The 25,416-nt window shown below is 69.5% G+C and carries 25 protein-coding genes; 18 read left to right on the top strand and 7 right to left on the bottom strand.

The features are described 5' to 3' along the window. Positions 1 to 27 precede the first annotated feature (27 nt). The 5 genes from EBE87_RS15375 to EBE87_RS15355 form a co-directional block, all read right to left on the bottom strand. The gene (locus tag EBE87_RS15375) at positions 28 to 678 is read right to left on the bottom strand and encodes a 2-dehydro-3-deoxy-6-phosphogalactonate aldolase (RefSeq protein ID WP_120637670.1); all 651 of its coding nucleotides are present in this window, start codon (positions 676 to 678) and stop codon (positions 28 to 30) included. Then, a complete protein-coding gene (locus tag EBE87_RS15370; RefSeq protein ID WP_367604882.1) occupies positions 675 to 1,643 on the bottom strand; it encodes a 2-dehydro-3-deoxygalactonokinase in 969 nt (322 codons plus the stop codon). The genes EBE87_RS15375 and EBE87_RS15370 overlap by 4 nt, the downstream gene beginning before the upstream one ends. 5 nt (positions 1,644 to 1,648) lie before the next feature. Then, positions 1,649 to 2,452: an IclR family transcriptional regulator gene (locus EBE87_RS15365; RefSeq protein WP_120637672.1), complete on the bottom strand. Its 804-nt coding sequence runs from the start codon at positions 2,450 to 2,452 to the stop codon at positions 1,649 to 1,651. 121 nt (positions 2,453 to 2,573) lie between these two features. Then, positions 2,574 to 4,511, bottom strand: coding sequence for an FUSC family protein (locus EBE87_RS15360; RefSeq protein WP_120637673.1), 1,938 nt, complete (start codon positions 4,509 to 4,511; stop codon positions 2,574 to 2,576). Continuing rightward, the gene (locus EBE87_RS15355) at positions 4,508 to 4,963 is read right to left on the bottom strand and encodes a MarR family winged helix-turn-helix transcriptional regulator (RefSeq protein ID WP_120637674.1); all 456 of its coding nucleotides are present in this window, start codon (positions 4,961 to 4,963) and stop codon (positions 4,508 to 4,510) included. The genes EBE87_RS15360 and EBE87_RS15355 overlap by 4 nt, the downstream gene beginning before the upstream one ends. An 85-nt stretch (positions 4,964 to 5,048) precedes the next feature. Here EBE87_RS15355 and EBE87_RS15350 point away from each other — a divergent pair, with 85 nt between their 5' ends. The 17 genes from EBE87_RS15350 (at position 5,049) to EBE87_RS15270 (ending at position 22,869) form a co-directional block, all read left to right on the top strand. Then, positions 5,049 to 5,951: an alpha/beta fold hydrolase gene (locus tag EBE87_RS15350; protein WP_158600849.1), complete on the top strand. Its 903-nt coding sequence runs from the start codon at positions 5,049 to 5,051 to the stop codon at positions 5,949 to 5,951. Between the two features lie 233 nt (positions 5,952 to 6,184). Continuing rightward, complete coding sequence (locus tag EBE87_RS15345) at positions 6,185 to 7,054, top strand: fumarate hydratase (protein WP_120637688.1); 870 nt, start codon at positions 6,185 to 6,187, stop codon at positions 7,052 to 7,054. Positions 7,055 to 7,059: 5 nt separating this feature from the next. Then, positions 7,060 to 7,692: a fumarate hydratase C-terminal domain-containing protein gene (locus tag EBE87_RS15340; RefSeq protein WP_120637676.1), complete on the top strand. Its 633-nt coding sequence runs from the start codon at positions 7,060 to 7,062 to the stop codon at positions 7,690 to 7,692. A 17-nt stretch (positions 7,693 to 7,709) separates the two neighbouring features. Continuing rightward, the gene (locus EBE87_RS15335) at positions 7,710 to 8,645 is read left to right on the top strand and encodes a 2-hydroxyacid dehydrogenase (protein ID WP_120637677.1); all 936 of its coding nucleotides are present in this window, start codon (positions 7,710 to 7,712) and stop codon (positions 8,643 to 8,645) included. A 32-nt stretch (positions 8,646 to 8,677) separates the two neighbouring features. Beyond that, positions 8,678 to 9,448, top strand: a complete 771-nt coding sequence (locus EBE87_RS15330; protein WP_120637678.1) for a GntR family transcriptional regulator — start codon at positions 8,678 to 8,680, stop codon at positions 9,446 to 9,448. Between the two features lie 76 nt (positions 9,449 to 9,524). Continuing rightward, the gene (locus EBE87_RS15325) at positions 9,525 to 10,154 is read left to right on the top strand and encodes a glutathione S-transferase family protein (protein ID WP_199707261.1); all 630 of its coding nucleotides are present in this window, start codon (positions 9,525 to 9,527) and stop codon (positions 10,152 to 10,154) included. After that, a complete protein-coding gene (locus tag EBE87_RS15320; RefSeq protein ID WP_120637679.1) occupies positions 10,147 to 11,385 on the top strand; it encodes a CaiB/BaiF CoA transferase family protein in 1,239 nt (412 codons plus the stop codon). Before EBE87_RS15325 ends, EBE87_RS15320 begins: the two co-directional genes overlap by 8 nt. Before the next feature lie 19 nt (positions 11,386 to 11,404). Beyond that, positions 11,405 to 12,013 carry a carboxymuconolactone decarboxylase family protein gene (locus EBE87_RS15315; RefSeq protein ID WP_120637680.1) on the top strand — a complete coding sequence of 203 codons (609 nt, stop codon included), beginning with the start codon at positions 11,405 to 11,407 and terminating at the stop codon, positions 12,011 to 12,013. After that, positions 12,010 to 12,810, top strand: coding sequence for an enoyl-CoA hydratase/isomerase family protein (locus EBE87_RS15310; RefSeq protein WP_120637681.1), 801 nt, complete (start codon positions 12,010 to 12,012; stop codon positions 12,808 to 12,810). Before EBE87_RS15315 ends, EBE87_RS15310 begins: the two co-directional genes overlap by 4 nt. A gap of 4 nt (positions 12,811 to 12,814) precedes the next feature. Then, positions 12,815 to 13,978 (top strand): acyl-CoA dehydrogenase family protein, encoded by a 1,164-nt coding sequence (locus EBE87_RS15305; protein ID WP_120637682.1) that lies wholly within the window; start codon positions 12,815 to 12,817, stop codon positions 13,976 to 13,978. Then, positions 13,975 to 15,174, top strand: a complete 1,200-nt coding sequence (locus EBE87_RS15300; RefSeq protein WP_199707263.1) for a CaiB/BaiF CoA transferase family protein — start codon at positions 13,975 to 13,977, stop codon at positions 15,172 to 15,174. The genes EBE87_RS15305 and EBE87_RS15300 overlap by 4 nt, the downstream gene beginning before the upstream one ends. Continuing rightward, positions 15,171 to 17,330: an acetate--CoA ligase family protein gene (locus EBE87_RS15295; RefSeq protein WP_122140063.1), complete on the top strand. Its 2,160-nt coding sequence runs from the start codon at positions 15,171 to 15,173 to the stop codon at positions 17,328 to 17,330. The genes EBE87_RS15300 and EBE87_RS15295 overlap by 4 nt, the downstream gene beginning before the upstream one ends. A gap of 62 nt (positions 17,331 to 17,392) precedes the next feature. Beyond that, on the top strand, positions 17,393 to 18,370 hold the full coding sequence (locus tag EBE87_RS15290) for a Bug family tripartite tricarboxylate transporter substrate binding protein (RefSeq protein ID WP_120638989.1): 978 nt from the start codon (positions 17,393 to 17,395) through the stop codon (positions 18,368 to 18,370). Positions 18,371 to 18,380: 10 nt separating this feature from the next. Beyond that, positions 18,381 to 19,445, top strand: a complete 1,065-nt coding sequence (locus tag EBE87_RS15285; protein ID WP_120638990.1) for an acyl-CoA dehydrogenase family protein — start codon at positions 18,381 to 18,383, stop codon at positions 19,443 to 19,445. 52 nt (positions 19,446 to 19,497) lie between these two features. Beyond that, complete coding sequence (locus EBE87_RS15280) at positions 19,498 to 20,550, top strand: lytic murein transglycosylase (RefSeq protein WP_233553274.1); 1,053 nt, start codon at positions 19,498 to 19,500, stop codon at positions 20,548 to 20,550. Between the two features lie 169 nt (positions 20,551 to 20,719). Next, complete coding sequence (locus EBE87_RS15275) at positions 20,720 to 21,817, top strand: branched-chain amino acid aminotransferase (protein ID WP_120638991.1); 1,098 nt, start codon at positions 20,720 to 20,722, stop codon at positions 21,815 to 21,817. A 155-nt stretch (positions 21,818 to 21,972) separates the two neighbouring features. Continuing rightward, the gene (locus tag EBE87_RS15270) at positions 21,973 to 22,869 is read left to right on the top strand and encodes a lysophospholipid acyltransferase family protein (RefSeq protein ID WP_233553275.1); all 897 of its coding nucleotides are present in this window, start codon (positions 21,973 to 21,975) and stop codon (positions 22,867 to 22,869) included. Between the two features lie 43 nt (positions 22,870 to 22,912). Here EBE87_RS15270 and EBE87_RS15265 read toward each other — a convergent pair whose 3' ends face one another. Further along, a complete protein-coding gene (locus tag EBE87_RS15265) occupies positions 22,913 to 23,320 on the bottom strand; it encodes a response regulator (RefSeq protein WP_120638993.1) in 408 nt (135 codons plus the stop codon). A gap of 84 nt (positions 23,321 to 23,404) precedes the next feature. Then, positions 23,405 to 24,256: a class A beta-lactamase gene (gene bla / locus EBE87_RS15260; RefSeq protein ID WP_233553276.1), complete on the bottom strand. Its 852-nt coding sequence runs from the start codon at positions 24,254 to 24,256 to the stop codon at positions 23,405 to 23,407. Between the two features lie 130 nt (positions 24,257 to 24,386). Here bla and EBE87_RS15255 point away from each other — a divergent pair, with 130 nt between their 5' ends. Continuing rightward, positions 24,387 to 25,271 (top strand): LysR family transcriptional regulator, encoded by an 885-nt coding sequence (locus EBE87_RS15255; RefSeq protein WP_120638995.1) that lies wholly within the window; start codon positions 24,387 to 24,389, stop codon positions 25,269 to 25,271. Positions 25,272 to 25,416: the final 145 nt, after the last annotated feature.

Here is a 25,416-nt window from a genome sequence, read left to right as displayed (position 1 = left end):
CCCGTTCCGGTAAGTTGTGGCCGAGGGTCAGTGTGGCCGGAGGGTGCGCCATGCCGCCTTGAAGCGGGCGGCGCGTGCCGCGACATCGGCGGCGGTCATGCCGGGCTTGAACAGTGCCGAACCCAGCCCGAAGCCGGCCACGCCCGCTTCCAGGAAAGGCCCCATGTTGTCCGGCGTGATGCCGCCGACCGGCAGCAGGCGGGTGCCCGCCGGCAGCACGGCCCGCATCGCCTTCACGACGCTGGGGCCGACCAGTTCGGCGGGAAAGATCTTCAGCGCGGCGGCGCCAGCGGCAAGCGCCGCGAAGGCTTCCGTCGGCGTGGCGACGCCAGGGGTGCAGAGCAGGCCGGCCTGGGCGGCGGCGGAAATCACGGCCGTGTCGGCATGCGGCATCACCACCAGCTCGGCACCCAGATCCGCCAGCCGGCCCACATCGGCGGCCTGCAGTACGGTGCCGGCGCCCACCAGCGCGTCCTGCGGCAACAGGCGGCGGATGGCCTTGATGCTGTCGAAAGGCTGCGGCGAGTTCAGCGGCACCTCGATCAGCCGGAAGCCGGCTTCGTAGAGGGCGGTAGCCACCGGCTCCGCCTCCTCCGGCTTCAGGCCACGCAGGATGGCGACGAGGGGCAGGCTCTCGAAGGCCGCATCGAGGCGCGCCTGCAAGGGGGATGCGGTCATCGGGCGGGTTCTCCGGCCGCGGCGACACGGCCTGCGGCAATGGCGAAATGGAAGAGGCCGGCGGGGGCCGTGTTGCCGAGTTGCAAGGCCGGCACGGCGCCGAAGCGTTGCAGCACGCCGGCGTAACGGCGGCAGAGTCCTTCCTCCCCGATCAGCGCCAGCGGCGTATCGGCCTGGGCGGAATGACCGAGGGCGGAAAGAACCTCCTGCCCGATCAGCAGGCCCGACAGGAAATCCCTCAGCGCGGCGGCAGGCATCTCACCGGTCAGGCCCAGCGTGCGGGCGGCGAAGATCTGGTGCGCGAGGTCGCCGGGGCGGCTGTGCCGCGCGGCCTCGACCCCGCGCGTGAAGGCGGCCTCGGCAACCTCCGGCGCCGCTGCTTCCGCCGGCATCAGGCGGCCGAGCAGCGAGTGGCGGCACAGCACCGCGAAAAGCTCGCCGGTCATGTAGGTCTCGAAGCCAGTGATGCGGCCGTCCCGAACATCCACCCACTTGGAATGGGTGCCGGGCATCAGGAAATGGCCGCGCTCCGCCAACTGCGGGTGCAGCCGCAAGGCGCCCGCGATCTGGATTTCCTCGCCCCGCATCACGTCCGGCGCTCCGCCGGAGGGATGGGAGAGCACGCCGGGGGCGATCAGGATGGAAAGGCCGCGCCGGGTCGGTACCTCCATCGCCTCGGCGGCCAGGCGGCTGACATCGGCGGGGCTGCGGACATATGGCGCCTCCCGCCAGCCCTGGCTGCTACCCACCATGCCGCCCGCCACCACCGGCAGGGCGGGCCAGCGGTCCAGCCATTCGCCGCAAAGGGCCTCGAAGGCGGCCTCGAAGCCGGCGGTGCCGGGCTCGGGCAGGGCGGTGATGCCATGCGGGCTGCCGCGCTGCTCCAGCACCGCGCCATTCGCACCCATCAGGAAGCCACGCAGGCTGGAGGTTCCCCAGTCCAGCGCGATGAGCTTGGGGTTCATGGCTGTCATTCCGTCCAACCCAGTTCACGGGACACAGCCAGGGCGGCGTCCCGCACCAGCGGCGCCACCTCCTCCAGCCGCGTCTCCGGCATAAAGGGCGATGCGCTGGCCAAGCTGACCGCCGCCACCACGCGCCGGTCCATGTCGCGCACCGGTGCGCCGGTGCAGCGGATACCGGCCTCGTTCTCTTCCAGGTCGAAGACGAGGCCGCGTTTCTGGTAGCCGCGCATCCGCTCCAGAAAGAGATCCCAGTCGGGGATGGGCGGGCGCTCCGGGTTCCGGGCATTGGCGGCCGCTGCGGCGTCGTAGAGGCTGCGCCAACGGGATTCCGGCATGTCCAGCATCAGCGCCTTGCCGACGCCGGTGGTGGCAAGCGGCATGCGCTGCCCGACGCGCGAGCGCATCTCGAAGCCGCGCGTGCCGGAGATCTTCACGAGGTAGACCACCTCGCTGCCATCGACGATGCCGAGATGCACGGTGTCGCCAGTCTGCCGCGACAGCGCCTCGCAATATGGCTGAGCGATGGCCACCAGCGGGCGCTGCTCCAGCGCGCGGTTGCCCAGGTGGATCGGCATGGGGCCCAGCAGGTAGCCCTTATGGGGCATGTGATGCAGGTACCGGGCCGCCACCAGGCTGCTGAGGATACGATGGGTGGTGCTGCGCGGCGTGCCGAGCGCGGCCGCGATGCCCTGGACGTCGCTGACGCCGGCGGCCACGCATTCCAATACCTTCAGGCCACGCAGCAGGGTCTGCGTGCCGGCGGCACTGGCGGAAGAACCGCCAAGCTCGGTCTGCGCTGCTCTCGGCACGGTGTCCTGCTTCCCCGGTCACGGCTGGGCGCGAGCCTTATTGCGCGGCAAAGCTTGTGTCAAATAGGGGATGACAATCCCAAATAGTGAGAGTTCATCGGTACGCTCTTGGAGGCGGTTCCTATCCTTGTTTCGGGGGAGGCGGACCTTTGCTGGCCTGCTGGAAGAAGGAAAGGTTGGTCAGCAAGGCCTCAGCAGAGATCGCGAGGCTTTCCGCCGCTGGCCGGAAACCGTGGAACAGACGTCTCGCCGTGGTAGCCAGGGACCGCTGCGCGCGCACAGGGTCCTGGCCGATGCGCTGCAACCGGCGCAGCGTGGCATCAAGTGCTCTTCCGATTCCTGGCGGCAGTCCAGGCTGCCGCAGCAGCGCCTGCATCTGCACGATGGCGCTTCCGACCTGCATCACCGCCAGGCTGCCATTCGCGACCGGCAGCGGCTGCTCCCCCGTCTTCTCGGCCCAGCGCACCAGCCGCAGCAGGCGGTGATAAAGGCGGGCCTGCCAGATACCGTCATGCATGATGGCCGGGCGGTGCGCGGCCATGTCCTGCAACTCATGCACCATCATGCCCATCAGCACCCGCATGCGCCGCCGGGCATCGGCGGGGAAGGCGAAGCGGAAGGCAGCCATGGCGATCAGCGGCGCCGCCACCACCGCTGCCGCCGTGGTCAAGGAGTTGGAGAAGCTGCCCACCAGCGGAAAGGACGGTTGCAGCAGCAGGAGCATGATCATGTTGTAGTCAAGGGCACCAGCAATGGTACGCCGGTGCGACGACGGCAAAACGCCCATAATAATGAAGGGCATCGTCAGCAGGATCATCTGGAATTCGCTGCCGGCCAGAGGCCAGGCCAGCCAGCGGCAGATCAGTGCCGCTGTGGCACCAAAGACCTGCCCGAGGAAGATGGCGCGCATCGTCAGCGCCGGGTTCTCGGCGGTGGAGAAGACCGTGATCATCACGGATGTGCCGAGCATCACATAAGGCCCGCCGCCCCAGCCGCTGAGCAGCCAGCCCAGGCCCAGCAGCAGCAAGGTGCCTGCCGCGCGCAGTCCCGCCTGACGGGCGCCGACCCAGTCACGATGCACCACCACCCGGTACAAGGTACTCGGGCGCTCCAGATGCTTCTCGCCTGGCCGCAGCCGCGCGTGGAGCGCCGCATGCAGGCCCGCAATGACTTCATGCAGTGGTGGCTGGCCTGCCGAGAGTTCTTCGGCCTGCTGCAGCGCCGGGAGTACCGTATCCACTGGCGCGGCACTTTCCAGGGCATCGGCCGCGCGCGCCAGCGCGTGGGCCACGGCGGCATCGCTGCCCACATGGCGGGAGTTCCTGAGCCAGAGCAGCGCCGGGACCTGCGCGGCCAGAACCCCGCGCAACAGCCGCGCCGAACGGCGTGTCCGCAGTGAGCCAGCGCCGTGCCGGTCCAGCGCCTCGTCAATGCTGGCCATTTCGGAAAGTGTCGCGCGCTGGTCCAACCCATCGGCTTCACCGGACAACCGCGCCGCCATGGCCCGCAGCAGCCGCGCCAGCAGCCGGCGGGTGCCGCCCACCACGGCGTCCTCCGCCTCACGCGGGGTCAGCGCCAAGCCGACCAGCGTCGCCACGAGGACGCCAAGCAACACTGTCAGCAGGCGGTCGATCCCCAGCAGCAGAACGCTGCCAGGGTTGGCGGCATCCAGCAGCGCCACCATGGAGGCGGAATAGCCGGCCAGGATGGCGCCATAGGACATGAAGCCGTGCAGCACATTGCCAAGACCGGCGCAGATGCCGATCCAGATCGACAGGCCCAGCACCATCAACAGTGGGTGCCCTTGCGAAGCCAGGATCAGCAGCAGCCCGACAATGACGCCCACCACGGTGCCACCGGCGCGGAAGAAGCCTTTCTCGATCAGCAGGCCGCGCGTGGGCTGGGAAGCCGCCCAGACACTCATGGCCGTCCATTGCGGATGCTCCAGCCCCATCAGCCAGGCCAGCAGCAGGCCCAGGCAGGCCCCTAGCGCGGTGCGCAGCGCAAAGCTCATCCGGGCCGGGTCGAAGCCCAGGCGAGCCAGCCCCGGGGATGTCACGGCTGCGGCCTTTCCAGCCGCAGCCGGCGGTCGATGCGCGCGAAGGCATCGAGCAGGGCCGCGATATCCTCGTCGCTGAGGTCCACCAGCATCTCCGCCTCTCCGCGCGAGAGTTCACGCCGGATGCGGGCCACGGCGGCGCGGCCGGCCTTGGTGAGGAAGATCAGCCGGGCGCGGCGGTCATTCTCATCCATCCGCCGCTCCACCAGCCCTTGCCCCACCAGGAGATCGAGCAGCCGCACGAGGCTGGAGCCGTCGATGCCGACCAGCGCGGCGAGATCCTTCTGGCTTACTCCATCGCCGGATTCCGAGAGATGCACCAGGGGCGCCCAGGTCGCATCCGTCAGGCCCACCATCGCCAGCCTCTGGTCCAGCGCGCGGCGCCAGCGGCGGGCGAGCAGCACGAATTCGATTCCGAAGCGGGAGCGGGGCGATGCGGGGCTTGGTGGCATCGCGATGCATTACCATCACAATGATTGGGCATTCAATGCAATTGGTCACAGCGGGGTGCCGGGGCTTGCGATGGGAGGCGATGCCGTGTCTGATCCGCCGAAATTCGCCGGCGGCGGGCGGGGCTTCCGCAACCGCCGCCCCGGCCAAAGGATGACGGAGACGCTTGTGGACACTGGCTTCCAACAGATCGACGTGAACGGCCTGACCTTCCGTTGCCGCCTTGATGGGCGGGAGGGCGCGCCCTGGATGGTGTTCAGCAACTCGCTGCTGACCAACCTGAGCCTCTGGGATGCCCAGGTCGCCGCCTTCGGGGACCGCTTCCGCATCCTGCGCTACGACCAGCGCGGCCATGGCGGGACAGCCGTGCCGCCCGGCCCGGCCTCGCTGGACCAGCTGACCGAGGATGCCGCCGCGCTGATGCGGCATTTCGGCATCTCCGGCGCCATCTTTGTCGGCGTGTCCATGGGCGCGGCCACGGCCTTCTATATGGCGGCGCGGCATCCGGATCTGGTGGCGGCGGTGGTTGCGTCGGACGGCCAGTCGCGCACCGCGCCGGGCGGCGCCCAGGCCTGGCAGGAACGCATCGACTTCGCCCGGCAGAACGGCATGCCGGCCTTCGCCGACGCCACGCTGAAGCGCTGGTTCTCGCCGGCCGCGCTGGCGGCGCAGGGGCCGGCACTTCCCCTGGTGCATGAGATGGTCCTGAACACGCCGGAGAACGGCTTCGTGGCCTGCGCCCAGGCGCTGCAATCCTACGACATCCATGGCGCGCTGCCGGGGCTGCGGCAGCCCGTCCTGCTGATCGCCGGGGAGAAGGACGGCGCCATGCCCAAGTCCATGCAGGAACTGGCCGGCATTATTCCGGACTCCTCCTATGTGGAAATTCCGGGCGCGGGCCATCTGCCCTGCATCGAGGAGCCGGAAGCCTTCAACACGGCCATGCGTCGCTTCCTGGATGAGAAGCTGGCGCCGGCAGGCCGAGGCTGAAGCTAGGTGGAAGGGAAGGGGGTGGCCAGGAACCCTTGGCTGCCCCCCACGCAATAATCTTTTTAGAACAAGTGTTTAATTACTGCAGCCCTGTGCCTGCGCATGCACGCCGCCACGATGCCGGCGGAAAAGAACGTGAAGCCTTGCCGAACCTCCTCCCCAAGGCCTATACCCAAAAGTAACAATAATCAGCTTTATGGCCTTTGGCCGTGACACAAGGGAGCGAGGCGAAGGTGGCGATCACCTACGAGCTGATGAAGAGCATCACGGCCCAGCTCTATGACTGGTCCCTGAAGAAGGTGCCGGACGACACCAAGGATGCCCTGCGCCGCGCCGAGGCCGCCGAGACCAACCCCCTGGCCAAGCGAACGCTTGGTATCCTGCTGCGCAGCGCCGAGATGGCGGAGCAGTCGGAGCGGCTGGTCTGCTCTGACTCCGGCGTGCCGGTCTATTTCGTGCAGCTCGGCACCGGCGTCCGGATCGAGGGCGACATCAAGCAGGCGATCAAGGATGGCTTCGACCATCTGGTCGAGACCATCAGCCCGCCCATCCTGAAGCATGTCACCAACCCGCTGACCAACGAGCGCAGTTATCGCGGCAAGGACATGCCGCTGGTCACCTGGGATGTGCTGAGCGGCGCGGACTACATCGACATCACCTGCCAGCCGAAGGCACTGGGCTCCGGCCGCTGGGCGGCGCTGGAGATTTTCACCAGCCCCAGCCTGGAACAGATCGAAGCCTTCGTGATGGATTGCGTGCTGAAGGCCGGCTCGCAGCATTGCCCCCCGGTGGTGATGGGCGTGGGCATCGGCGGCAGCTTCGATCACTGCACCAAGCTGGCGAAGCTGGCGACGCTGCGCCCGCTCGGCTCGGTGAACCCCGAGCCCATTCTGGCCGCCATGGAAGCCCGGCTGACCGAGGCCACCAACAAAACCGGCTTCGGCCCGATGGGGACGGGGGGCGATACCACCACCCTCGGCGTGCACATTGAATATGCCGCCGGGCACGGCTTCACGCCCGTCGCGGTCTGCTTCAACTGCTGGATCAACCGCCGCACCCGCGCCCGCGTCTACAACGACGGGCGCATAGAGCGGGTGGAGTAGGGCGGATGTCCGACGAGATCCGCCGCCTGCGCCTGCCGCTGGATGTCGAGGAGATCCGTTCGCTGCGTGCGGGCGAGATGGTGCTGCTGAGCGGCGACATCATCCTCACCGCCGGCCTGCCGACGCATAAGCGTATCGAGGAATACCTCGATGCCGGCCGCGAGCTTCCGCTGGACCTGCATGGCCAGACACTGTTCCACCTCGGCAGCTATTCGCGCGACGCGGCGGATGGCGGGCTGGAGGTGCTCTATATTAACCCCACCACCAGCACGCGCTTCAACGGCTACATGCCGCGCTTCATCCGCCACTTCGGCCTGCGCATGGTGGGCGGCAAGGGCGGCCTGGACGCGGCCAGCGCGGCGGCGATGAAGGAAGTGGGCTGTGTCTATCTCTCCTTTGTCGGCGGCGGCTCGCCCCTGCTGTCGGATGCGGTGAAGGGTGTGGTCTCGGTCCATTGGCCCGACCTGATCGCGCATTTCCGGCTGGTGAAGCTGCGGGTGGAGGATCTGGGGCCGCTGACCGTGGGCATCGATGCCCATGGCAACAGCCTTTATGACTCGTTGCAGCAACAGGCCGCCGAGAGGATGCCGGAGATCATGGCCGGGCTCGCGGCGCGCCGCGCGGCGACGACCCCGTGACGCAGGAGAATGCCGCGATGATACCCGAACCCATCCTGTTGCTGGCGCCCATTCCGGCCGATCTGCGCGCCGCGCTGGCGGAGCATTACACGCTGGTGGAGAAGGGCGCCGGGCCTGCGGAAGGCATTCGCATCGCCATCACCACCGGCATGACCGGGGCCGATGCGGCACTGATGGAAAGCCTGCCGGACCTGCGGCTGATCGCTTCCCAGGGCGTGGGGCTGGACAAGATCGACCTCTCCGCGGCAGGACGCCTGGGCATCGCCGTCTGCCACACGCCGGATGAACTGACCGAGGACGTGGCCGATTTCGCCATCGGCCTGATGTATGCCGCCGCCCGCCGCATCGTGGAGGCCGACCGCTTCGTCCGCGACGGCCGCTGGGGGCCTGAGCGCATGGGCCTGGGCGTCGGCCTCTCCGGCAAGACGGTGGGCGTCTTCGGCATGGGCAAGATCGGCCAGGCCATCGCCCGCCGCGCTGCCGGCCTGGGCATGGCGGTCGCGTGGAGCGGCCCGCGCCCCAAGCCGGAACTGCCCTGGGCCTTTCTGCCCGATATCGCCGCCCTGGCCACCGTCGCCGATGTGCTGGTGCTGGCCTGCCCCGGCGGGCCCGCCACCCACCATGCCGTCGATGCGCGGGTGCTGGCGGCGCTGGGGCCGCGTGGCTTCCTGGTGAACATCGCCCGTGGTTCGGTGGTGGATGAGGCGGCCCTGCTGGCGGCGCTGGAGGGCAGGACCATCGCCGGTGCCGGGCTGGATGTCTTCGCCACCGAGCCGAAGCTGGACCCGCGCTTCCTGCCGCTGGAGAACGCCGTGCTGGCACCGCACTACGCCTCCCTGACGGGGGAGACGCGGCAGGCCATCATTGGCCGCCTGCTAGCCGATATCGGGCGTTTCCGTGCGGGCGAGCCCTTCCTGAACGTCGCCACGCCGGCCACGGTCGGCGCCGGGTAGCGCGGCGCCCCCGGGGTATGAGAGAAGGCGGCATGGACCCGATCACCACCCGACCCTCCGGCGGCGCCACCACGACCGGCAAGGTCGACCTCAGCCGCAGCGCCGTCTCCCGCTACATCCAGTTGGCCACGCTCTTCCGTCGGCGGATCGAGCAGGGGACCTGGAAGCTGGGCCAGCAGATCCCCACGGTGGACGACCTGGCCGCAGAATGCGGCGTGGCCCGCGCCACCATCCGGCAGGCGCTGGGGCAGTTGGAGCAGGAAGGGCTGATCGAGCGCTACCGCGCCAAGGGGACCTTCGTGCGCAAGGGGCCGGAAAGCCCGATCTGGTGCGCGGTGGAGACGGACTGGAACGGCCTGCTCCGCTCCCGCGAAGGCGCCGAGATCGAAATCCTGGGCGAGGAGGGCGACGTGCCCGGCAGCACGCTGCCCGACACCATCGGGGAACCGGCGCCGGCCTACCGCCATATCCGCCGCCGCCACTGGCGCGATGGCCGCCCCTTCCTGCTGGCCGATGTCTATCTGGATGAGCGGCTGGCGCCGCTGGTGACGCCGGAGGACCTGCGCAGCAAGACCGCGCTGCGGCTGGTGGCGGGGCTGGAGGGGGTGAAAATCGTCGATGCCCGCCAAACCCTGACCATCGGCACCGCCGATGTGGAAACCGCCGCAGCCCTGCAGGTGCCGCTGAACGCCCCGGTGGCGCTGGTGCATCGCGCGGCGGTGGATGCCAATGGCGTCCTGGTGCTGGTGGCGGACGGCATCTATCGCGGCGACACCGTGCGGATCGATATCAAGTTGAAGTAGCGGGCCTGGACCTAGCCATCCTCCGCGTCTAAAGGTTATAAAAATGACCTAAAGACCTTTTGGAGGATGCGGCCTGATGCCTGCCGATTCAAGCCTGACGCTGCACTGGTCCCCACGCTCCCCCTTCGTCCGCAAGGTGATGGTGGCGGCGTATGAGCTGGGGCTGGAAGACCGGATCGCGCGGGTGCGCACCGTGGTGCGCATGGGCATGCCCAACCAGGACCTGCTGCCCGACAACCCGCTGAGCAAGATCCCGACCCTGGTGCTGCCGGATGGCTCGGCGATCTTCGACTCCCTGACCATCTGCGAATACCTGGACAACATGGCTGGCGGCGGCCTGTTTCCGCCGGCCGGGCCGGAGCGCTGGGCGGCGCTGACGCGGCATGCCCTGGGCACCGGCTTCCTGGACCTGCTGATCCTCTGGCGCAACGAGCGCGACAAGCCCGCCGCGCAGCAGACCGAGGAATGGCTCAAGAGCTTCGCCACCAAGGCCGAGGCCACCCTGGCGCGGCTGGAAAAGGACGCGCCCGCCCTGGCGGCGCTGCCCTTCGACATCGGCCATATCGGCATCGGCTGCGCGCTCTCCTACCTCGATTTCCGCTTCCCCGACCTCGGCTGGCGCGAAGGCCGCCCGGCGCTGACCGCCTGGCACGACACCTTCCGCGCCCGTCCCTCCGCCCAGGCCACGGAAGCCGTCGATGACTGAGGCACCGAAGCGCCAGGGACCGCTGGCGCATGTGCGGGTGCTAGACCTCAGCCGCATCATGGCCGCGCCCTGGGCCACGCAGATCCTGGCCGATCTCGGCGCCGATGTGATCAAGGTGGAGCGCCCGGGCGCCGGCGACGACACCCGCTCCTGGGGCCCGCCCTTCCTGAAGGACCAGGATGGCCAGCCGACGCGGGAGGCCGGCTATTTCCTGTCCGTCAACCGCGGCAAGCGTTCCGTCACCGTAGACATGGCCAAGCCCGAGGGGCAGGCCATCATTCGCGAACTGGCCAAATCCGCCGATATCGTGCTCGAGAACTTCAAGGCCGGCGCCCTGGCGAAGTATGGGCTGGATGCCGCCTCGCTCCGCGCCGTCAATCCGCGCCTGATCTATTGCTCCGTCACGGGCTTCGGCCAGGACGGGCCGCGTGCCGATCAGGCGGCCTATGACTTCGCCATCCAGGCCATGGGCGGGTTGATGAGCGTGACCGGCGAGCGGGACGACATGCCCGGCGGCGGCCCGCAGAAGGTCGGCGTGCCCATCGTGGACCTGATGACCGGCATGTATGCGGCCGTATCCGTCCTCGCCGCCCTGGCGCGGCGGGCGGAGAGCGGGGAGGGCGAGACCATCGACCTCGCCATGCTGGATGTGCAATCCGCCTTCCTGGCCAATCAGGCCATGAACTGGCTGGTCTCCGGCCGCACGCCGAAGCGCGGCGGCAACCGCCACCCGAACATCCAGCCGCAGGATGTCTTTGCCTGCGCCGACGGGCATCTGGTGCTGGCTGTGGGCAATGACGGGCAGTTCGTGAAGCTTTGCGAGGCGCTGGGCCGGCCGGAATGGGCCACCGACCCTCGCTTCGCGAAGAACCCTGACCGCGTGCGCAACAACGCGGAACTGACGCCGTTGCTGACCGCCCGCTTCGCGGATTTCTCGCGCGCCGAACTTGCGGCGAAGCTGGATGCCGCCGGCGTGCCCTGCGCGCCGATCAACGAGATCCCGCAGGTCTTTGAGGACCCGCAGATCCAGCACCGGCAGATGCTGCGGCACCTGCCGCACCCGCTGGCCGGCACCGTGCCGCAGGTGGTCAGCCCGATGCGCTTCGCTACCAACCCGCTGGCCTTCGAGCGCCCGCCGCCGCTGCTGGGCCAGCATACCGCCGAGATCCTGGAAGAGCTGGGCCTGGATGCCGCCCGCCTCCAGGACCTCCAATCCCGTGGAATTGTCTGAGGCCGAGGAAGAAACACCGATGCCGCGTATCCCCTTGCCCTCGCCGGCCGAGATGTCGCCGGAACAGCGCCGCGTGCATGACGCCGTGGTGTCCGGCCCGCGCGGGCAGATGATCGGCCCGCTGCGCGCCGTGATCCATAGCCCGGACCTCGCCGAACGCTGGTCGAAGCTGGGCGAGTTCCTGCGCTTCGGCACCTGCCTGCCGCCGCGGCTGAACGAGCTGGCCATCATCGTGACCGGCCGCCGCTGGAGCAGCCAGATCGAATGGTGGGTGCATGCCCGCGCCGCCGCCGCCGCCGGCCTGCCGGATGCGGTGATCGAGGCGATCCGCATCGGCGAGGCGCCGCTTTTCGACGATGCCGATGACGCCGCCATCTATGAGTATGCCCGCCAGTTGCAACTGCATGGCCGCGTGGATCAGGCCGCCTATCACGCGGTGGAGCGCCGCTGGGGCGCGCGCGGCGTGGTCGAGCTGACCGGCGTCATCGGCTATTACACCATGGTCTCCATGACGCTGAACGCGCATGAGATCCCGCTGCCGGACGGCGTGGCGGAACCGGTGCAGGCGCCGGCAGAGGGCCTCTTCCCGCTGCCGCCCGCCCGCAGCCACGCGGATGCCGCCGAATGAGCGCCGCGACGATCAAGGGCCTTGAGGGCCTGCAGCGCTTCTCCGTAACGCTGGAGGACCATGTCGCCACCGTCACCATGACGGCGCCGCCGGTGAACGCGCAGGACCGCATCTTCCGCGACGAGTTGCCGCGCATCTTCGACGTGCTGCACGACACGCGCGAGGTGCGCGCCGTGGTGCTGACCGGCGAGGGCCGCGCCTTCTCCGCCGGCGCCGACCTGCGGGAGCGGCCGAACCTAGCCGGCGAGGCCGGTGCCTATCCCGGCCACAACCGCCGCGTGCGCGCTGCCTTCGATGCCGTGATGGAATGCGGCAAGCCGGTCATCGCCGCCGTCAACGGCCCTGCCATCGGCGCCGGCTGCGTGCTGGCGCTGTGCTGCGACATCGTGCTGGTGGCGGAAGAAGCCTTCTTCGCCATGACCGAGGTGGATGTCGGCCTCGCCGGCGGCGTGCGGCACATCCTGCGCTTCTTCAGCCAGTCCGATGCGCGGCTGATGATCTATACCGCCCGCCGCATCCCGGGTCCGGAGCTGCTGCGGATGAACGTGGCCTCCGCCTGCCTGCCCAAGGACAGGCTGCTGGCGGAAGCGCAGGCCATCGCCAAGCAGATCGCGGCCAAGAGCCCGCTGGCGGTGCAGGCGGCCAAGCGCTCCTTCTTCCTGACCGAGGAAATGCCGCTGCACGAAGGCTACCGCTTCGAGCAGACGCAGACGGCAGCACTCTCCAGTGCCGAGGATACCAAGGAGGCGCAGCGCGCCTTCATGGAAAAGCGCCCGGCCGTCTTCAAGGGAGTCTGACAGCATGGACCAGGACACGCTGCCGCCCGAGGCACTGGACCAGATGGAAGACAACGCCTTCCGCCTGCATGTGCGGAACTGGATCGAGGCGAACTATCCGCCCGAGATGCGCTTCCCCCGCCGCCGCATGCACTGGCATGAGAACGAGCCCTGGTACATGGCGCTCTCCCGCCAGGGCTGGCTGGCGCCGAACTGGCCGCGCGAATATGGCGGCATGGGCCTCGGCGCCACCAAGCAGCTCATCATGATCGAGGAGTTGGAGCGCCACGGCTGCGCCCGCGTCAGCGACATGGGCCTGATCATGCTCGGCCCGATGCTGATCAAGCACGGGACCGAGGAGCAGAAGCAGCGCTTCCTGCCGCGCATCCTCTCGGGCGAGGATATCTGGTGCCAGGGTTATTCCGAGCCGAACGCCGGTTCCGACCTCGCGGCGCTGCGGCTGGATGCGGCGGATGCCGGTGACCACTGGGTGCTGAACGGCCAGAAGACCTGGATCACGCTGGCCAACGACGCCAACTGGATTTTTGTTCTCGCGCGCACGGATAAGTCGGGCAAGAAGCAGCAGGGCATTTCCTTCCTGCTGCTGCCGATGGATGCGCCGGGCGTCTCGGTGCGGCCGATCATCAACCTCGACCTGCATGACGAGTTCTGCGAGGTCTTTTTCGACAATGTCCGCGTGCCCAAGGACATGGTGGTGGGCGAGGTCAACCAGGGCTGGACCTATGCCAAGGCGCTGCTGGGCTTCGAGCGCATCGCCATCGGCTCCCCCAAACTCTCCTCCAACGGGCTGGCGCGGCTGAAGGCCATCGCGGTGGCGGTGGGCAAGGACCAGGACCCTGCCTTCCTGGACCAGTATGCCCGCTTCAGCATGGAACTGGCGGACCTGAAGGAACTCTATGAATCCTTCGTGGCGAAGCTGAAGCGCGGGGAAACGCTGGGCCCCGATGTCTCGATCCTGAAGATCGTGCAGACGGAACTCTTCCAGCGCATCACGGACGCCATGCTGGAGATCGCGGGCGAGAATGCGGGCCTGCTGGACCCCATGCCGGGCGAGGGCCTGCACCCCGCCGGGCAGTTCCTGCTGGCACGGCCTTCCACCATCTTCGGTGGTTCCTCCGAGATCCTACGCAACATCCTGGCGCGCAACGTGCTGGACCTGCCGGCATGAGCGGCCCGCTGCCGCGCATCCGCGTGCTGGACATGACGCGCATCTTCGCTGGCCCCTGGGCGGCGCAGATCCTGGCGGACTTTGGCGCGGAAGTCGTGAAGGTCGAGCACCCCAAGGGTGGCGACGACGTGCGCCGCATGGGCTTTCCGCAGAAGGACGCGGAGGGCAGGGAGACCGGCGATACCTCCTCCTTCCTGGCGATGAACCGCGGCAAGCGCTCGGTGGCGCTGGACATCGCGACGCCGGAGGGGCAGGCGGACCTGCGTGCCCTGGCCAGCAAGGCGGATGTCTTCATCGAGAACTTCAAGGCCGGCGGCCTCGCGCGCTACGGGCTCGATTACGCCTCGCTGGCCGAGGTGAATCCCCGGCTGATCTATTGCTCCATCACCGGCTTTGGGCAGGACGGTCCCTACGCCGCGCTGCCCGGCTATGACCCGATCTTTCAGGCCATGAGCGGCTTGCTCAGCGTCACCGGCAATCCGGACGGCGCGCCCGGCGCCGGGCCGGCGCTGGTGGGCTACAGCGTCTCGGACATCAATGCCGGCTTCTATGCCACCATCGCCATCCTGGCGGCGCTGCACCACCGGGATACCGTCTCCGGCAAGGGCCAGCATATCGACCTGGCGCTGCTGGACGCGCAGGTGGCGGCGCATTCGCATATCGCGATGAACTACATGGTGTCGGGGAAGATGCCGGTGCGCGCCGGCACCGCCTCGCAGATCAACACGCCGTGGCAGAGCTTCGACACCGCCGATCGGCCGCTGATGGTGGCGGTAGGCAATGACCGGCAATTTGCGCAGTTCTGCACCGTGCTCGGCCTGCCGGAAGTGCCCGCCGACCCGCGCTTCGCGACCAACCGCCAGCGCATGGCGCATAAGCCGGAACTGCTGCCGCTGCTGCAACAGGCGCTGCTGGCCCGCACCGCCGGCGAGTGGGTGGAACTGCTGAACGCCGCCGGCATTTCCTCCGGCCCGCTGAATGACTTTGGCGCGGCAGTGCAGGACCCGCAGTTGCGCCACCGTGGCATGTGGCAGGAGATGCCGCATCCGCGTGCGGGCACCATGCCCTTCGTCGCGAACCCGGTGCGCTTCTCCGACACGCCGGTTGAATATGGCCGGGCGCCGCCGCAGCTGGGCGAGCATACGCGGGAAGTGCTGGAGGATTGGCTGGGCGCCGGGGCGGCCGCCGAACCGTGACGCGCCCCTTGCCGCCCCATGCCGCGCTGCGGCGCCTGCTGCATCCCGGCAGCATCGCCGTGGTGGGCGCCAGCACGCGCGCCGGTGCTTTCGGCGCACGGGTGCTGGAGAATCTGGAAGGATTCACTGGCGAGATCTGGCCGGTCAACCCGCGCTACGAGACCCTGGGCGGGCGGCGCTGCTATCCTTCGCTGGCCGCGTTGCCAGCGGCGCCGGACTGCGTCGCTATCGCCGCACCTCGGGAAGGTGTCGTGGCGGTGCTGGAGGATTGCATCGCGCAGGGTGCCGGGGGCGCGGTGGTCTTCGCCGCTGGCTATGCGGAAACCGGCCTGCCAGACCGTGTGGCGGAACAGGAGGCCGTGGCCGCATTGGCCGGGCGCCTGCCGCTGCTGGGGCCGAATTGCCTGGGCTTCGGCAATTTCCTGCTGGGCGCTGGCGTCACCTTTTCCGCCGGGCCGAAGCCGGTGGTGCCGCGGGGGCGTGCCATCGGCATCGTCAGCCAGTCCGGCGCCCTGGGCTTCGCGCTGGCCCAGGCGGTGGAGCGTGGTGTTGCCGTCAGCCATGTGCTGACCTCGGGCAATGCGGCCGGGCTGGATACCGCCGATCTGGTCGCCTACCTAGCGGATGAGCCCGGCTGCTCCGCCATTGCCTGCGTGCTGGAGGGACTGGCCGAGCCGCGCCGGCTGCTGGCGGCCGCCGCGCGCGCGGCGCGGGCAGGCAAGCCGCTGCTGGTGCACAAGATGGCTTCGGGCGAGGGGGGTGCGGCCGCCGCGCTGTCCCATACCGGGGCCGTGGCTGGCGGCCATGCCGTGTGGCGAGCCGCGCTGGCGGAAGCGGGGGCCATCCTGGTCGATGACTTCTCGGCGCTGGCCGAGATGGCAGCCTTCTTCGCCAAGGCCCCGGCGGTGCCGCGAGGTGCCGGGGTGGCGGTGGTCTCCACCTCCGGCGGCGCCGGCATCCTGGCCGCCGACGCGGCGGAGCGGCACCATGTGTCCCTGCCGCAGCCGGAGGCGGCCGCTGCGGCGGTATTGGCCGCGCGCATCCCGGAATACGGCTCCACCCGCAACCCCTGCGACCTGACGGCGCAGGTGCTGAACGATGCCGAGGCCCTGCTGGCCTGCACCGATGCCCTGGCCTCCGACCCCGGCTATGGCGCGCTGCTCTATCCCAACACGCACGGCTATGCCTTCTCGGCCAACCGCATTCCGGTGATGGCCGGGATCGCCGCCCGCCATGGCCGCTTCCTCTGCGTGCCCTGGCTGGCCGAGCGGCGGGAGGGCGACGTGCTGCGCGCGGCGGAGGCGGTGCAGGATGCCGCCATCTTCTCCTCCATGGAGCATTGCTTCGCAGCCCTTGCCGCCTGGCGGGAGCGCGCCGCCTGGGCCGCCCGCCCGGCGGAGCGGCCGACCCGGCTGCTGGATGCGGCGCCGCTGGCGCGGGCCAGGGCCCTGCTGGCCTCGGCGCCCGGTTCAATGCTGCCGGAATCGGCGGCCAAGGCGGTGCTGGCTGAATGCGGGCTGCCGGTGGTGGCCGAGGAACTGGTACCCGACCTCGATGCCGCGCTGCGCGCCGCCGACCGCCTCGGCTATCCGGTGGTGCTCAAGGCCGAGAGCCCGGACCTGCCGCACAAGACCGAGGCCGGCGTGGTGCGCCTGGACCTGCGTGACGCCGCCATGCTGCGGGAAGCCTATGGCGGCATCGAGGCCGCGCTCTCCGTCATCCGGCCAGCGCCGCGCCTGCGCGGCATGCTGGTGCAGCCGATGGTGCCGCGCGGCGTGGAACTGATCATCGGCGCGCGGCGCGACCCGGTCTTCGGCCCGGTGGTCGCCGTCGGCCTGGGCGGCGTGCTGGTGGAACTGTTGCAGGACACCGCCGTCGCCCCGGCGCCGCTGGGCCTGGAGCAGGCCGGGAGGATGCTGCGCGGCCTGCGCGGCTATCCGCTGCTGGCGGGGTTCCGTGGCGGCGCGGGCGTGGATCTTGAGCAACTCGCGGCCATCCTGTGCCGGGTGGCGGAACTGGTCGCGGCGGAGCCGGGGATCGCGGAACTGGATATCAATCCGTTGATCTGCGCCCCTGGACGCATCCTGGCGGTCGATGCGCTGATCGCCCTCTCGCCAGGTCTGAAAGCCATGGACGCCGCAAGCGCGGCATCCTAAAAAGCCAATAAGCTAGTTGATTGAAGAAAACCGCCCCGCGAAGGGCGTGGAGGAGATCCAGGATGCTGACCCGACGCCAGAGCCTCGCCCTGCTCGCTGCCGGCTGCGCGATGCCGCTGGCGCCAGCTGTGGCGCAGCCTGCTTTCCCCGACCAGCCGGTGAAGATGATCGTGCCCTTCGCGGCGGGTGGCCCGGCCGACATCATCGCCCGCATCATCGGGCAGGTGATGAGCACGAAGCTGGGGCAGCCGGTGGTGGTGGACAGCCGCTCCGGCGCCGGCGGCATGGTGGGCGTCGAGGCCGCCGCGCGCAGCCGCCCGGATGGGCTGACCACGGTGCTGGCCTCCACCGGCGCGCTGGTGGTGCTGCCGCAGCTGATGCCGCGCATGGCCTATGACGTGCAGAAGGACCTGGCACCCATCACGCATGTGCTGTCGGTGCCGCAGATCCTGGTGGTCAGCAAGAAGAAGGGCGTGAAGTCCGTCGCCGAACTGGTGGCGCTGGCCAAGAAGCAGCCGGGGCAGCTGACCTATGGTTCCGCCGGCAATGGTTCCTCGCTGCATCTGGCGGGCGAGCTGTTCAAGCTGAAGACCGGCATCGACATTGTGCATGTGCCCTATCGCGGCGCCGCGCCGGCGGTGACGGATCTGCTCTCCGGCACCATCGACATGATCCTGGCCGACGTGCCGGTGGTGCTGCCGCATATCCGGGGTGGCGAGCTGCTGGCGCTGGGTGTCACGGCGAAGGAGCGCGCCGCCATCCTGCCCGATGTGCCCACCATGGCCGAGGCCGGGGCGCCGGATGTGATCTCCGAGACCTGGTACGCCATGTTCGCGCCTTCCGGCACGCCGGCGGACCGCATCCGCATCCTGCACGACGCTGCCGTCGCGGCCTTGCGGGACAATGACGTGCGCCGCAGCCTGGCCGACCAGGGCGGCACCATCGCCGGCGGCACGCCGGAGCAGCTTGGCGCCTTCGTGCAGGCGGAACGCACCAAGTGGGGCGAGCTGATCCGCCTGGCCAATGTGAAGCTGGATTGAGGTTGCCCGGATGTCTGCCAGCATGATCGAGGACCCCGCCGAATCCCTGCGCATGATCCGGGACAGCGCCGCCGCCGTGGTGCCGCAGGATGGCAGCCTGGAGCGGGTGCGCCGCCTGCGCTACGGCCTGCCCGGCACCGACCCATCGACCTGGGCCGAGATGGGCGCGCTAGGCTGGATCGGGCTGCGGCTGCCGGAGGAGACGGGGGGCATCGGCCTCGGCATGTCCGAGGCCTGCGCGCTCTATGAGGAACTCGGCCGCGCCCTGGTGCCGGAGCCGCTGGTGGCGGGCGCGCTCTCCGCCCGCCTGCTGGCCGCGATCGGCGACGAGACGCTGCTGCCGGCGCTGCTGGCTGGCGAAAGCCTCGTCCTGACCGCGTGGCAGCAGCAGCCGGATACGCTGGAGGCACCGGGAGACGCGGAAGCGCCGCGCCTGTTCCTGCCCATGGCCGCCGCCGCCAGCCACGTGCTGCTGCCGGTGCGGGAAGGGGCGGCGATGGTCCTCTACGCCGCCGAAGCCCCGGCGGCCGAGATCCAGAAGACCCAGGACGGCGGGCATTACGGCACGCTGCGCCCGGACCTCGCCACCGCCCGCCGGCTGGAAGGCGATGTCGCCGCTGTGCTGCCGGAGGCGCTGGATGAGGCCGCGCTGGGCACCGCCGCCTATCTGCTGGGGCTGATGGAACGCTCCTTCGGCATGACGCTGGATTACCTGCGGGCCCGCCACCAGTTCGGCAAGCCGTTGGGCAGCTTCCAGGCACTGCAGCACCGAGCGGCGGACCTGAAGATCCAGCTCGCCCTGACCCGCGCCAGCGTGGAAGGTGCCGCCGCCGCGCTGGACGACGGCGCCAGCGGGCCGGCGCGGCAGGCCGTGGTCTCCCGCGCCAAGACCCGCGCCGCCGAGGCTGCGATGAAGGTGACGCGGGAAGCGGTGCAGATGCACGGCGCCATTGGCTATACCGACGAGTACGACGTGGGGCTTTTCCTGCGGAAGGCGATGGTGCTGGCCAACCAGTTCGGCTCCGCCGCGCTGCACCGGGCCCGCTTTATGCAAAGCCAGCCAGCGGAGGCTTGAGCGGACGGAGGCGCGGTTGCATCGCGGGTGGCGGCATGTCACGTCTCCGCCCATGCTGAACCGTCGCCTCATCCTCACCGGCACTGGCGCCCTGCTTGCGGGTTGCTCCACCGCCGCTCCCCCGGCCCCCGGCTTGGCGCCGGTGATGCCCGCCGCCCGCCCCGTGGCAGCCGCGCCCACCCCGGCGCCTGACGCCCCGGCGCTCGACACCACCGGCTTCGATACCTTCCTGGCCGGCGTGCGCGCCGATGCGGGGCGTGCCGGTGTCTCTCAGGCCATCCTTCAGCGCGCCCTGGGCAATATCCGCCCGCTGCCGCGCGTGCTGGAACTGGACCGCAAGCAGCCTGAGGGCGTGCTGACCTGGGAGCAGTATCGCGATCGCATCGTCTCCTCCACCCGCATCGAGAACGGCCGCCGCGCCTACGCCGAGAACCGCGCGCTGCTGCAGTCCATCGAGGCGCGCTACAATGTCTCCCCCCGCGTGATCGTCGCGATCTGGGGCATGGAAACCAACTACGGCAGCAATACCGGCGGCTTCAACGTCGTGGAGGCGCTGGCGACCCTGGCCTGGGAAGGCCGCCGCGCCGAGTTCTTCCGCAAGGAGCTGATGGCGTCGCTGCGCATCCTGGATGCCGGCCACGTGACGCCGGAGCGGATGCAGGGCTCCTGGGCCGGCGCCATGGGCCACCCGCAGTTCATGCCGACCAGCTTCGAGCGGCTGGCGGTGGATTTCGATGGCGATGGCCACCGCGACATCTGGGACAACAAGGCCGACGCCCTGGCTTCCATCGCCAATTACCTGGCCCGCAGCGGCTGGCAGGAGGGGCAGGGCTGGGCCATCGAGGCACGCCCGCCCGCGGGCTTCGACATCCAGCGGGTGGATACCGAGAGCAAGCGCTCCATGGCGGAATGGAGCCGGCTGGGCTGGCGCCGGGCGGATGGCTCGCCCTTGCCGGCCAGCGGCCCGGAAGCCAGCCTGGCGGTGCCGACGCGTTCCTCCGGCCAGGTCTTCCTGGGCCTGCCGAACCTGCGGGTGATTCGCCGCTACAACTCGCCCATGAACTACGGCCTGGCGGTGGGGCTGCTGGCCAATAGCGTGGCCTGAAGCCGCCGGGCGCGGCGGCCGGTGGCTGCCGCGCCCAGGCTGACGGACAGCAAGGCTGACCCATCAGAACCCAGGCGCATGGGTGGAATGATAAGCCAAAGGGAAGTCTGCCGCAGGGGAATTGCGGCAGAATAGGGTAAGACGCAACAAAGCTGCGAGCACCGGCACCATGACCGCATCCAATGAGACCCAGATCAGCGTGACCCGGACCCGGACGCCGGGTCAGCGCCCGGCGGACGCCTCGCTGTCCTTCGGCAAGGTCTTCACCGACCATATGTTCGTCATGAACTACACCGAGGGCAAAGGCTGGCACGATCCGCGCGTGGTGCCTTATGGCCCGCTGACGCTCGACCCCGCCACCTCGGTGCTGCATTACGGACAGGCGGTCTTCGACGGGCTGAAGGCCTTCCGTGGCGCCGATGGCCAGATCCGCCTGTTCCGTGCCCAGCGCCATGCCGAGCGCCTGAACAAGTCCTGCCGCGCCCTCTGCATCCCTGAGATGCCGGTGGACCTGGTGCGCCGCTCCTTCGAGGCGATCGTGGCCGCCGACCATGAATGGGTGCCCTCCACCCAGGGCACCTCGCTCTACATCCGCCCGACCGTGATCGCGACGGACGTGATGCTGGGCGTGCACCCGGCGCACAGCTACACCTATTTCGTGATCTGCTCGCCCGTTGGCGCCTATTACAAGGAAGGCGTGAAGCCGGTGCGCATCCTGGCCACCGACTCCCATGTCCGCGCCGTGCAGGGCGGCTTGGGCGAGGCCAAGACGGCCGCCAACTACGCTGCCTCCCTGTCCGCGCAACAGGAGGCCGAGCAGGCCGGCTACACGCAGGTGCTGTGGCTGGACGGCGTCGAGCGTAAGTATATCGACGAGGTCGGCACCATGAACATCATGATGCAGATCGGCGACGAGGTGATCACGCCGCCGCTGGCCGGCACCATCCTGGATGGCGTGACGCGTAATTCCATCCTGCAGTTGCTGCGCGACTGGGGCCACAAGGTCTCCGAGCGCAAGATCAGCATCGACGAGGTGATGGAAGCCGGCCGCAACGGCACCCTGCGCGAGATGTGGGGCACGGGCACCGCGGCCGTCGTCTCCCCGGTGGGCGAGCTGGGCTACAAGGGCGAGAAGATCAGCATCGGCAATGGTCAGACGGGCCTGCTGACCCAGAAGCTCTATGATGCCATCGTTGCCATTCAGTACGGCCAGGCGACCGATGCGCATGGCTGGACCAGCACCGTGCGGGTGCCGGCGGCGGTCTGATACGCTCGGGCCGGGCGCCAGCCCGCCCGTCCAGGATCATGGGGCGGCCTGCCCGGCCGCCCGGGCAGCCGCCCGGCAGCACCTGCCGCGCGGCTGCCTTGCCATGGCCGCCGTTTTGTGGCCATGCGCTTCCGCAGCACCAAGAAGGACGGTTCGTGGGCAAATTCCTGTGGGGCATCGAAGTCGCCCTTGCCCGCTGTGCGATAGGGCTGTCGCGCGCCGTGCCGCCGCGATGCGCCTCCTGGCTCGGCGGCACGGTGACCCGCTGGGTGGGGCCATGGCTGCCGGCCTCCCGCATCGCGCTGCGCAACCTCGCCCTGGCTTTTCCCGAGATGCCGCTTCCCGAGCGGCGGCGGATCATGCGCGCCGCCTGGGAGAACCTGGGCCGCACCGCGCTGGAGCTGCCACATGTGCAGGCGCTGGGGCGGACCGCCTCCGGCCCGGGTTGGGAACTGGAAGGCGAGCAACACCTGCCGCGCGCCGGCCGCGCCGTGCTGGTCTCGGCGCATCTGGCCAACTGGGAATTGCTGCCGAAGGCGGCCATGGCCGCCGGGCTTTCCATGGCGGGGCTGTACCGCGCCGCCAATAATCCGGGCGTGGATGCCTTGATGCGGGAGGTGCGCGGCTCCGGCCCCAGTCAGCAGCTCTTTCCCAAGGGCGCGCGCGGCACGCGGCTGGCGCTGAAGCATCTGGCCGGGGGCGGCGCGCTGGGCCTGCTGACGGACCAGAAGTTCAACGAAGGCGTTGCCCTGCCATTCTTTGGCGAGCCGGCCATGACCACCACGGCGCCGGCGGAGCTGGCCCTGCGCTTCGATTGCCCGCTGATCCCGGTGCGGGTGCTGCGGATCGGCCCCTGCCGCTTCCGCATCATCGTGGAGCCGCCGCTGACGGTGGAGAAGACCGGCGTGGCGGCCGATGACGTGCTGAACCTCACGCGCCAGATGAACGCCCGCATCGAGTCCTGGATTCGTGAGCGGCCGGAGGAATGGCTCTGGATGCACCGGCGGCTGCCGAAATCCTTCTATCAGAGGACACGCGCCGGGAAGGGGTGAGACGCCCGGCGGGCGAAAGACTTCCATCCTCCCCGCTGCGCCGCTAGGCGCGGCAGGAAAGCAGGCCTTCCAGTGCCTCGACCAGATCCGCAGGGTTGTAGGGCTTGGCCAGCACCGGCACCTCCTGGTGCGCATCAAGGTCATGGTGGGTGCCGTAGCCGGTGGCGTAGAGGAAGGGCACGCCCTGCTCCCTCAGGGCAGCGGCCAGCCTGGTGGTGCGGTGCTGACCGAGCCTGAGGTTGATCACCGCCGCGCTGACCCCGCCGTCCGCCTTGGCGGCATCCAGCAGGCCAAGGGCATCGGGCACGGAGATCACCGGGCCCAATACCATTCCGCCCGCATCGATGATGGTGTCCTCCATCATCATGGCCACCGGCACTTCGTCCTCGGCCACGAGGATGCGGTGGCCGTTCAGGGCCGCGCGGCGCTCGTCATCAGGACAATCTGTCATGGCGCCAGATATTTCGGCCTTCCCCGAGCCGTCTGTACGCCTGCGCACTCAGGTTCGGTCGGCGAGGCCCAGCTCACGCTTTTGCTATGAGGCCGCGGCCGCGATGGCGGCCCCCACATCGGCCAGGACGGCGTCACGTGCCGCGATCTCGGACGCGCCACCGGTCAGGTAGGCAGCGACCAGCATGGGCGCGCCGCCACCCGGAGGCCAGAGCAGGGCCACGTCGTTGCGGGTCCCGTTCCCGCCGGAGCCGGTCTTGTCCTCGACCACCCAGCCCTGTGGCAGCCGGGCCTTCAGGCAATTGTCACCGGTGCTGCTGGCCCGCATCCAGCCACGCAGCCGCGCGCGGGAAGCGGGGGAAAGCGCATCGCCCAAGGTCACGGCCTGCAGATGCCTCAGCATGGCCGCCGGGCTGGTGGTGTCGCGCGGGTCGCCGGGGCTGGCTTCGTTCAGGTCGGTTTCCATCCGGTCCAGCCGGCTCACCGCGTCGCCCTGCTGGCGCAGCCAGGCGGTCAGGCCCGCCGGGCCGCCCAGGACGTTCAGCAGCAGATTCCCCGCGGTATTATCGCTGAGCGTGACGGCTGCCCCGGCGATCTCGGCCAGGGTCATGCCATCGGCGCCGGCATGCTGGCCGGTGGTGGGGGAGTAGGTCACCAGATCCTCGCGCTTGAAGCGGATGCGCCGGTCCAGGTTGTCCTGCCCCGCATCCACCCGCGCCAGCACCGCCGCGGCCGCCAGCAGCTTGAAGGTGCTGGCGAGGGGGAAGCGCTCATCCTGCCGGTAGCCGGTGCCCTGGCCGCTGCCGGTGTCCAGCACCGCGACGCCCAGCCGCCCGCCCCGCGCCGCCTCGATCTGCGCGAAGGCGGCGGGCAGGCCGGCGAAGCCGCTCTGCGCCCGCACGGCCCGGGCACCGCAACCAGTTAGGGCCAGTGCCATCCCCATCGTCATCCGCCGCCTGCCAATCATGCATTCTCTCCTGTCCGGGTGGCCGGACACTGCGCGTGGAGCGGGGGCTCGGCAAACGATCATCCTTCGCAACTCGCCCTAGAAAAACTAATCCTGACGCATGACGCTTTCGCACCTCCCCCTGAATGCCCTGCGCGCCTTCGAGGCCGCCGCCCGCCAGCTCAGCTTCACCCGGGCGGGGCTGGAGCTCCGTGTGACCCAGGCGGCCGTTAGCCATCAGGTGAAGGCGCTTGAGGAAATCTTGGGTGTGCCGCTGTTCCGCCGCCTGCCGCGCGGCCTGGCGCTGACCGAGGAAGGGGAGGCGCTGCTGCCGGTGCTGACCGACGCCTTCCGCCGCATCGCCGGCACGCTCGACCGTTTCGAGGGCGGGCGGCTGCGGGAGGTGCTGACGCTGGGTGCCGTCGGCACCTTCGTCACCGGCTGGCTGCTGCCCCGGCTGCCGGAGTTCCAGGCCGCGCATCCCTTCGTGGACCTGCGGTTGCTGACCAACAACAACCGCGTGGATCTGGCCGGGGAGGGGCTGGACTACGCCATCCGCTTCGGCGATGGCGCCTGGCATGGCACGGAGGCCTTGCCGCTCCTGACCTCGCCTCTGTCGCCGCTTTGCGCCCCAGGGCTGGCGCGGCGGCTGCGGCAGCCGGCGGACCTGATGCGGGAGACCTTGCTGCGCTCCTACCGCACCGATGAATGGGCGCACTGGTTCGCGGCGGTGGAACTGCCCGCGCCGAATATCCGTGGCTTTGTCTTCGATTCCTCCCTCACCATGGCGGAAGCGGCGGTGCAGGGGCTCGGCATCGGCCTGCTGCCGGCACGGATGTTCGAGCACGATCTGCGCCAAGGCCGCCTCGCGCGGCCCTTCGCGGCGGAGGTGACACTGGGTGGATACTGGTTGGCGCGGCTGAAGTCCCGCCGGGAGACCCAGGCCATGACAGTCTTCCGGGACTGGCTGCTGGCGCAATCCCGCAGCATGCCGGATGCGCCGTGACCTGGCACCTCCGCCAAGGCTTGGCGCAACGTCAGCGCGCTTTACACTTTTAGCAAAGAACCAGGTGGGATTTCTCTAATGCCTTGAACTTTAGCGTTATTCTTGCACGGCACGAAGTTTGCTCCCGGTCTTACGCGCCGCCCGC

The sequence above is a fragment of the Teichococcus wenyumeiae genome, from assembly GCF_003696345.1.
GTDB lineage: Bacteria > Pseudomonadota > Alphaproteobacteria > Acetobacterales > Acetobacteraceae > Pseudoroseomonas > Pseudoroseomonas wenyumeiae.
The sequence above is the reverse complement of the archived record's forward strand: the minus strand, read 5'-3'. Positions and strand labels throughout refer to the sequence as shown.

Excerpts from the sequence above, each read along its gene's own strand:
- EBE87_RS15340 (WP_120637676.1), top strand. The coding sequence starts at position 7,060 with ATGTCCGACGAGATCCGCCGCCTGCGCCTGCCGCTGGATGTCGAGGAG.
- EBE87_RS15265 (WP_120638993.1), bottom strand. The coding sequence starts at position 23,320 with ATGACAGATTGTCCTGATGACGAGCGCCGCGCGGCCCTGAACGGCCAC.
- EBE87_RS15275 (WP_120638991.1), top strand. The coding sequence starts at position 20,720 with ATGACCGCATCCAATGAGACCCAGATCAGCGTGACCCGGACCCGGACG.
- EBE87_RS15310 (WP_120637681.1), top strand. The coding sequence starts at position 12,010 with ATGAGCGCCGCGACGATCAAGGGCCTTGAGGGCCTGCAGCGCTTCTCC.
- EBE87_RS15325 (WP_199707261.1), top strand. The coding sequence starts at position 9,525 with ATGCCTGCCGATTCAAGCCTGACGCTGCACTGGTCCCCACGCTCCCCC.
- EBE87_RS15280 (WP_233553274.1), top strand. The coding sequence starts at position 19,498 with ATGCTGAACCGTCGCCTCATCCTCACCGGCACTGGCGCCCTGCTTGCG.
- EBE87_RS15290 (WP_120638989.1), top strand. The coding sequence starts at position 17,393 with ATGCTGACCCGACGCCAGAGCCTCGCCCTGCTCGCTGCCGGCTGCGCG.
- EBE87_RS15255 (WP_120638995.1), top strand. The coding sequence starts at position 24,387 with ATGACGCTTTCGCACCTCCCCCTGAATGCCCTGCGCGCCTTCGAGGCC.
- EBE87_RS15315 (WP_120637680.1), top strand. The coding sequence starts at position 11,405 with ATGCCGCGTATCCCCTTGCCCTCGCCGGCCGAGATGTCGCCGGAACAG.
- EBE87_RS15375 (WP_120637670.1), bottom strand. The coding sequence starts at position 678 with ATGACCGCATCCCCCTTGCAGGCGCGCCTCGATGCGGCCTTCGAGAGC.
- EBE87_RS15285 (WP_120638990.1), top strand. The coding sequence starts at position 18,381 with ATGTCTGCCAGCATGATCGAGGACCCCGCCGAATCCCTGCGCATGATC.
- EBE87_RS15370 (WP_367604882.1), bottom strand. The coding sequence starts at position 1,643 with ATGAACCCCAAGCTCATCGCGCTGGACTGGGGAACCTCCAGCCTGCGT.
- EBE87_RS15305 (WP_120637682.1), top strand. The coding sequence starts at position 12,815 with ATGGACCAGGACACGCTGCCGCCCGAGGCACTGGACCAGATGGAAGAC.
- EBE87_RS15330 (WP_120637678.1), top strand. The coding sequence starts at position 8,678 with ATGGACCCGATCACCACCCGACCCTCCGGCGGCGCCACCACGACCGGC.
- EBE87_RS15335 (WP_120637677.1), top strand. The coding sequence starts at position 7,710 with ATGATACCCGAACCCATCCTGTTGCTGGCGCCCATTCCGGCCGATCTG.
- EBE87_RS15320 (WP_120637679.1), top strand. The coding sequence starts at position 10,147 with ATGACTGAGGCACCGAAGCGCCAGGGACCGCTGGCGCATGTGCGGGTG.
- EBE87_RS15355 (WP_120637674.1), bottom strand. The coding sequence starts at position 4,963 with ATGCCACCAAGCCCCGCATCGCCCCGCTCCCGCTTCGGAATCGAATTC.
- EBE87_RS15300 (WP_199707263.1), top strand. The coding sequence starts at position 13,975 with ATGAGCGGCCCGCTGCCGCGCATCCGCGTGCTGGACATGACGCGCATC.
- bla (WP_233553276.1), bottom strand. The coding sequence starts at position 24,256 with ATGGCACTGGCCCTAACTGGTTGCGGTGCCCGGGCCGTGCGGGCGCAG.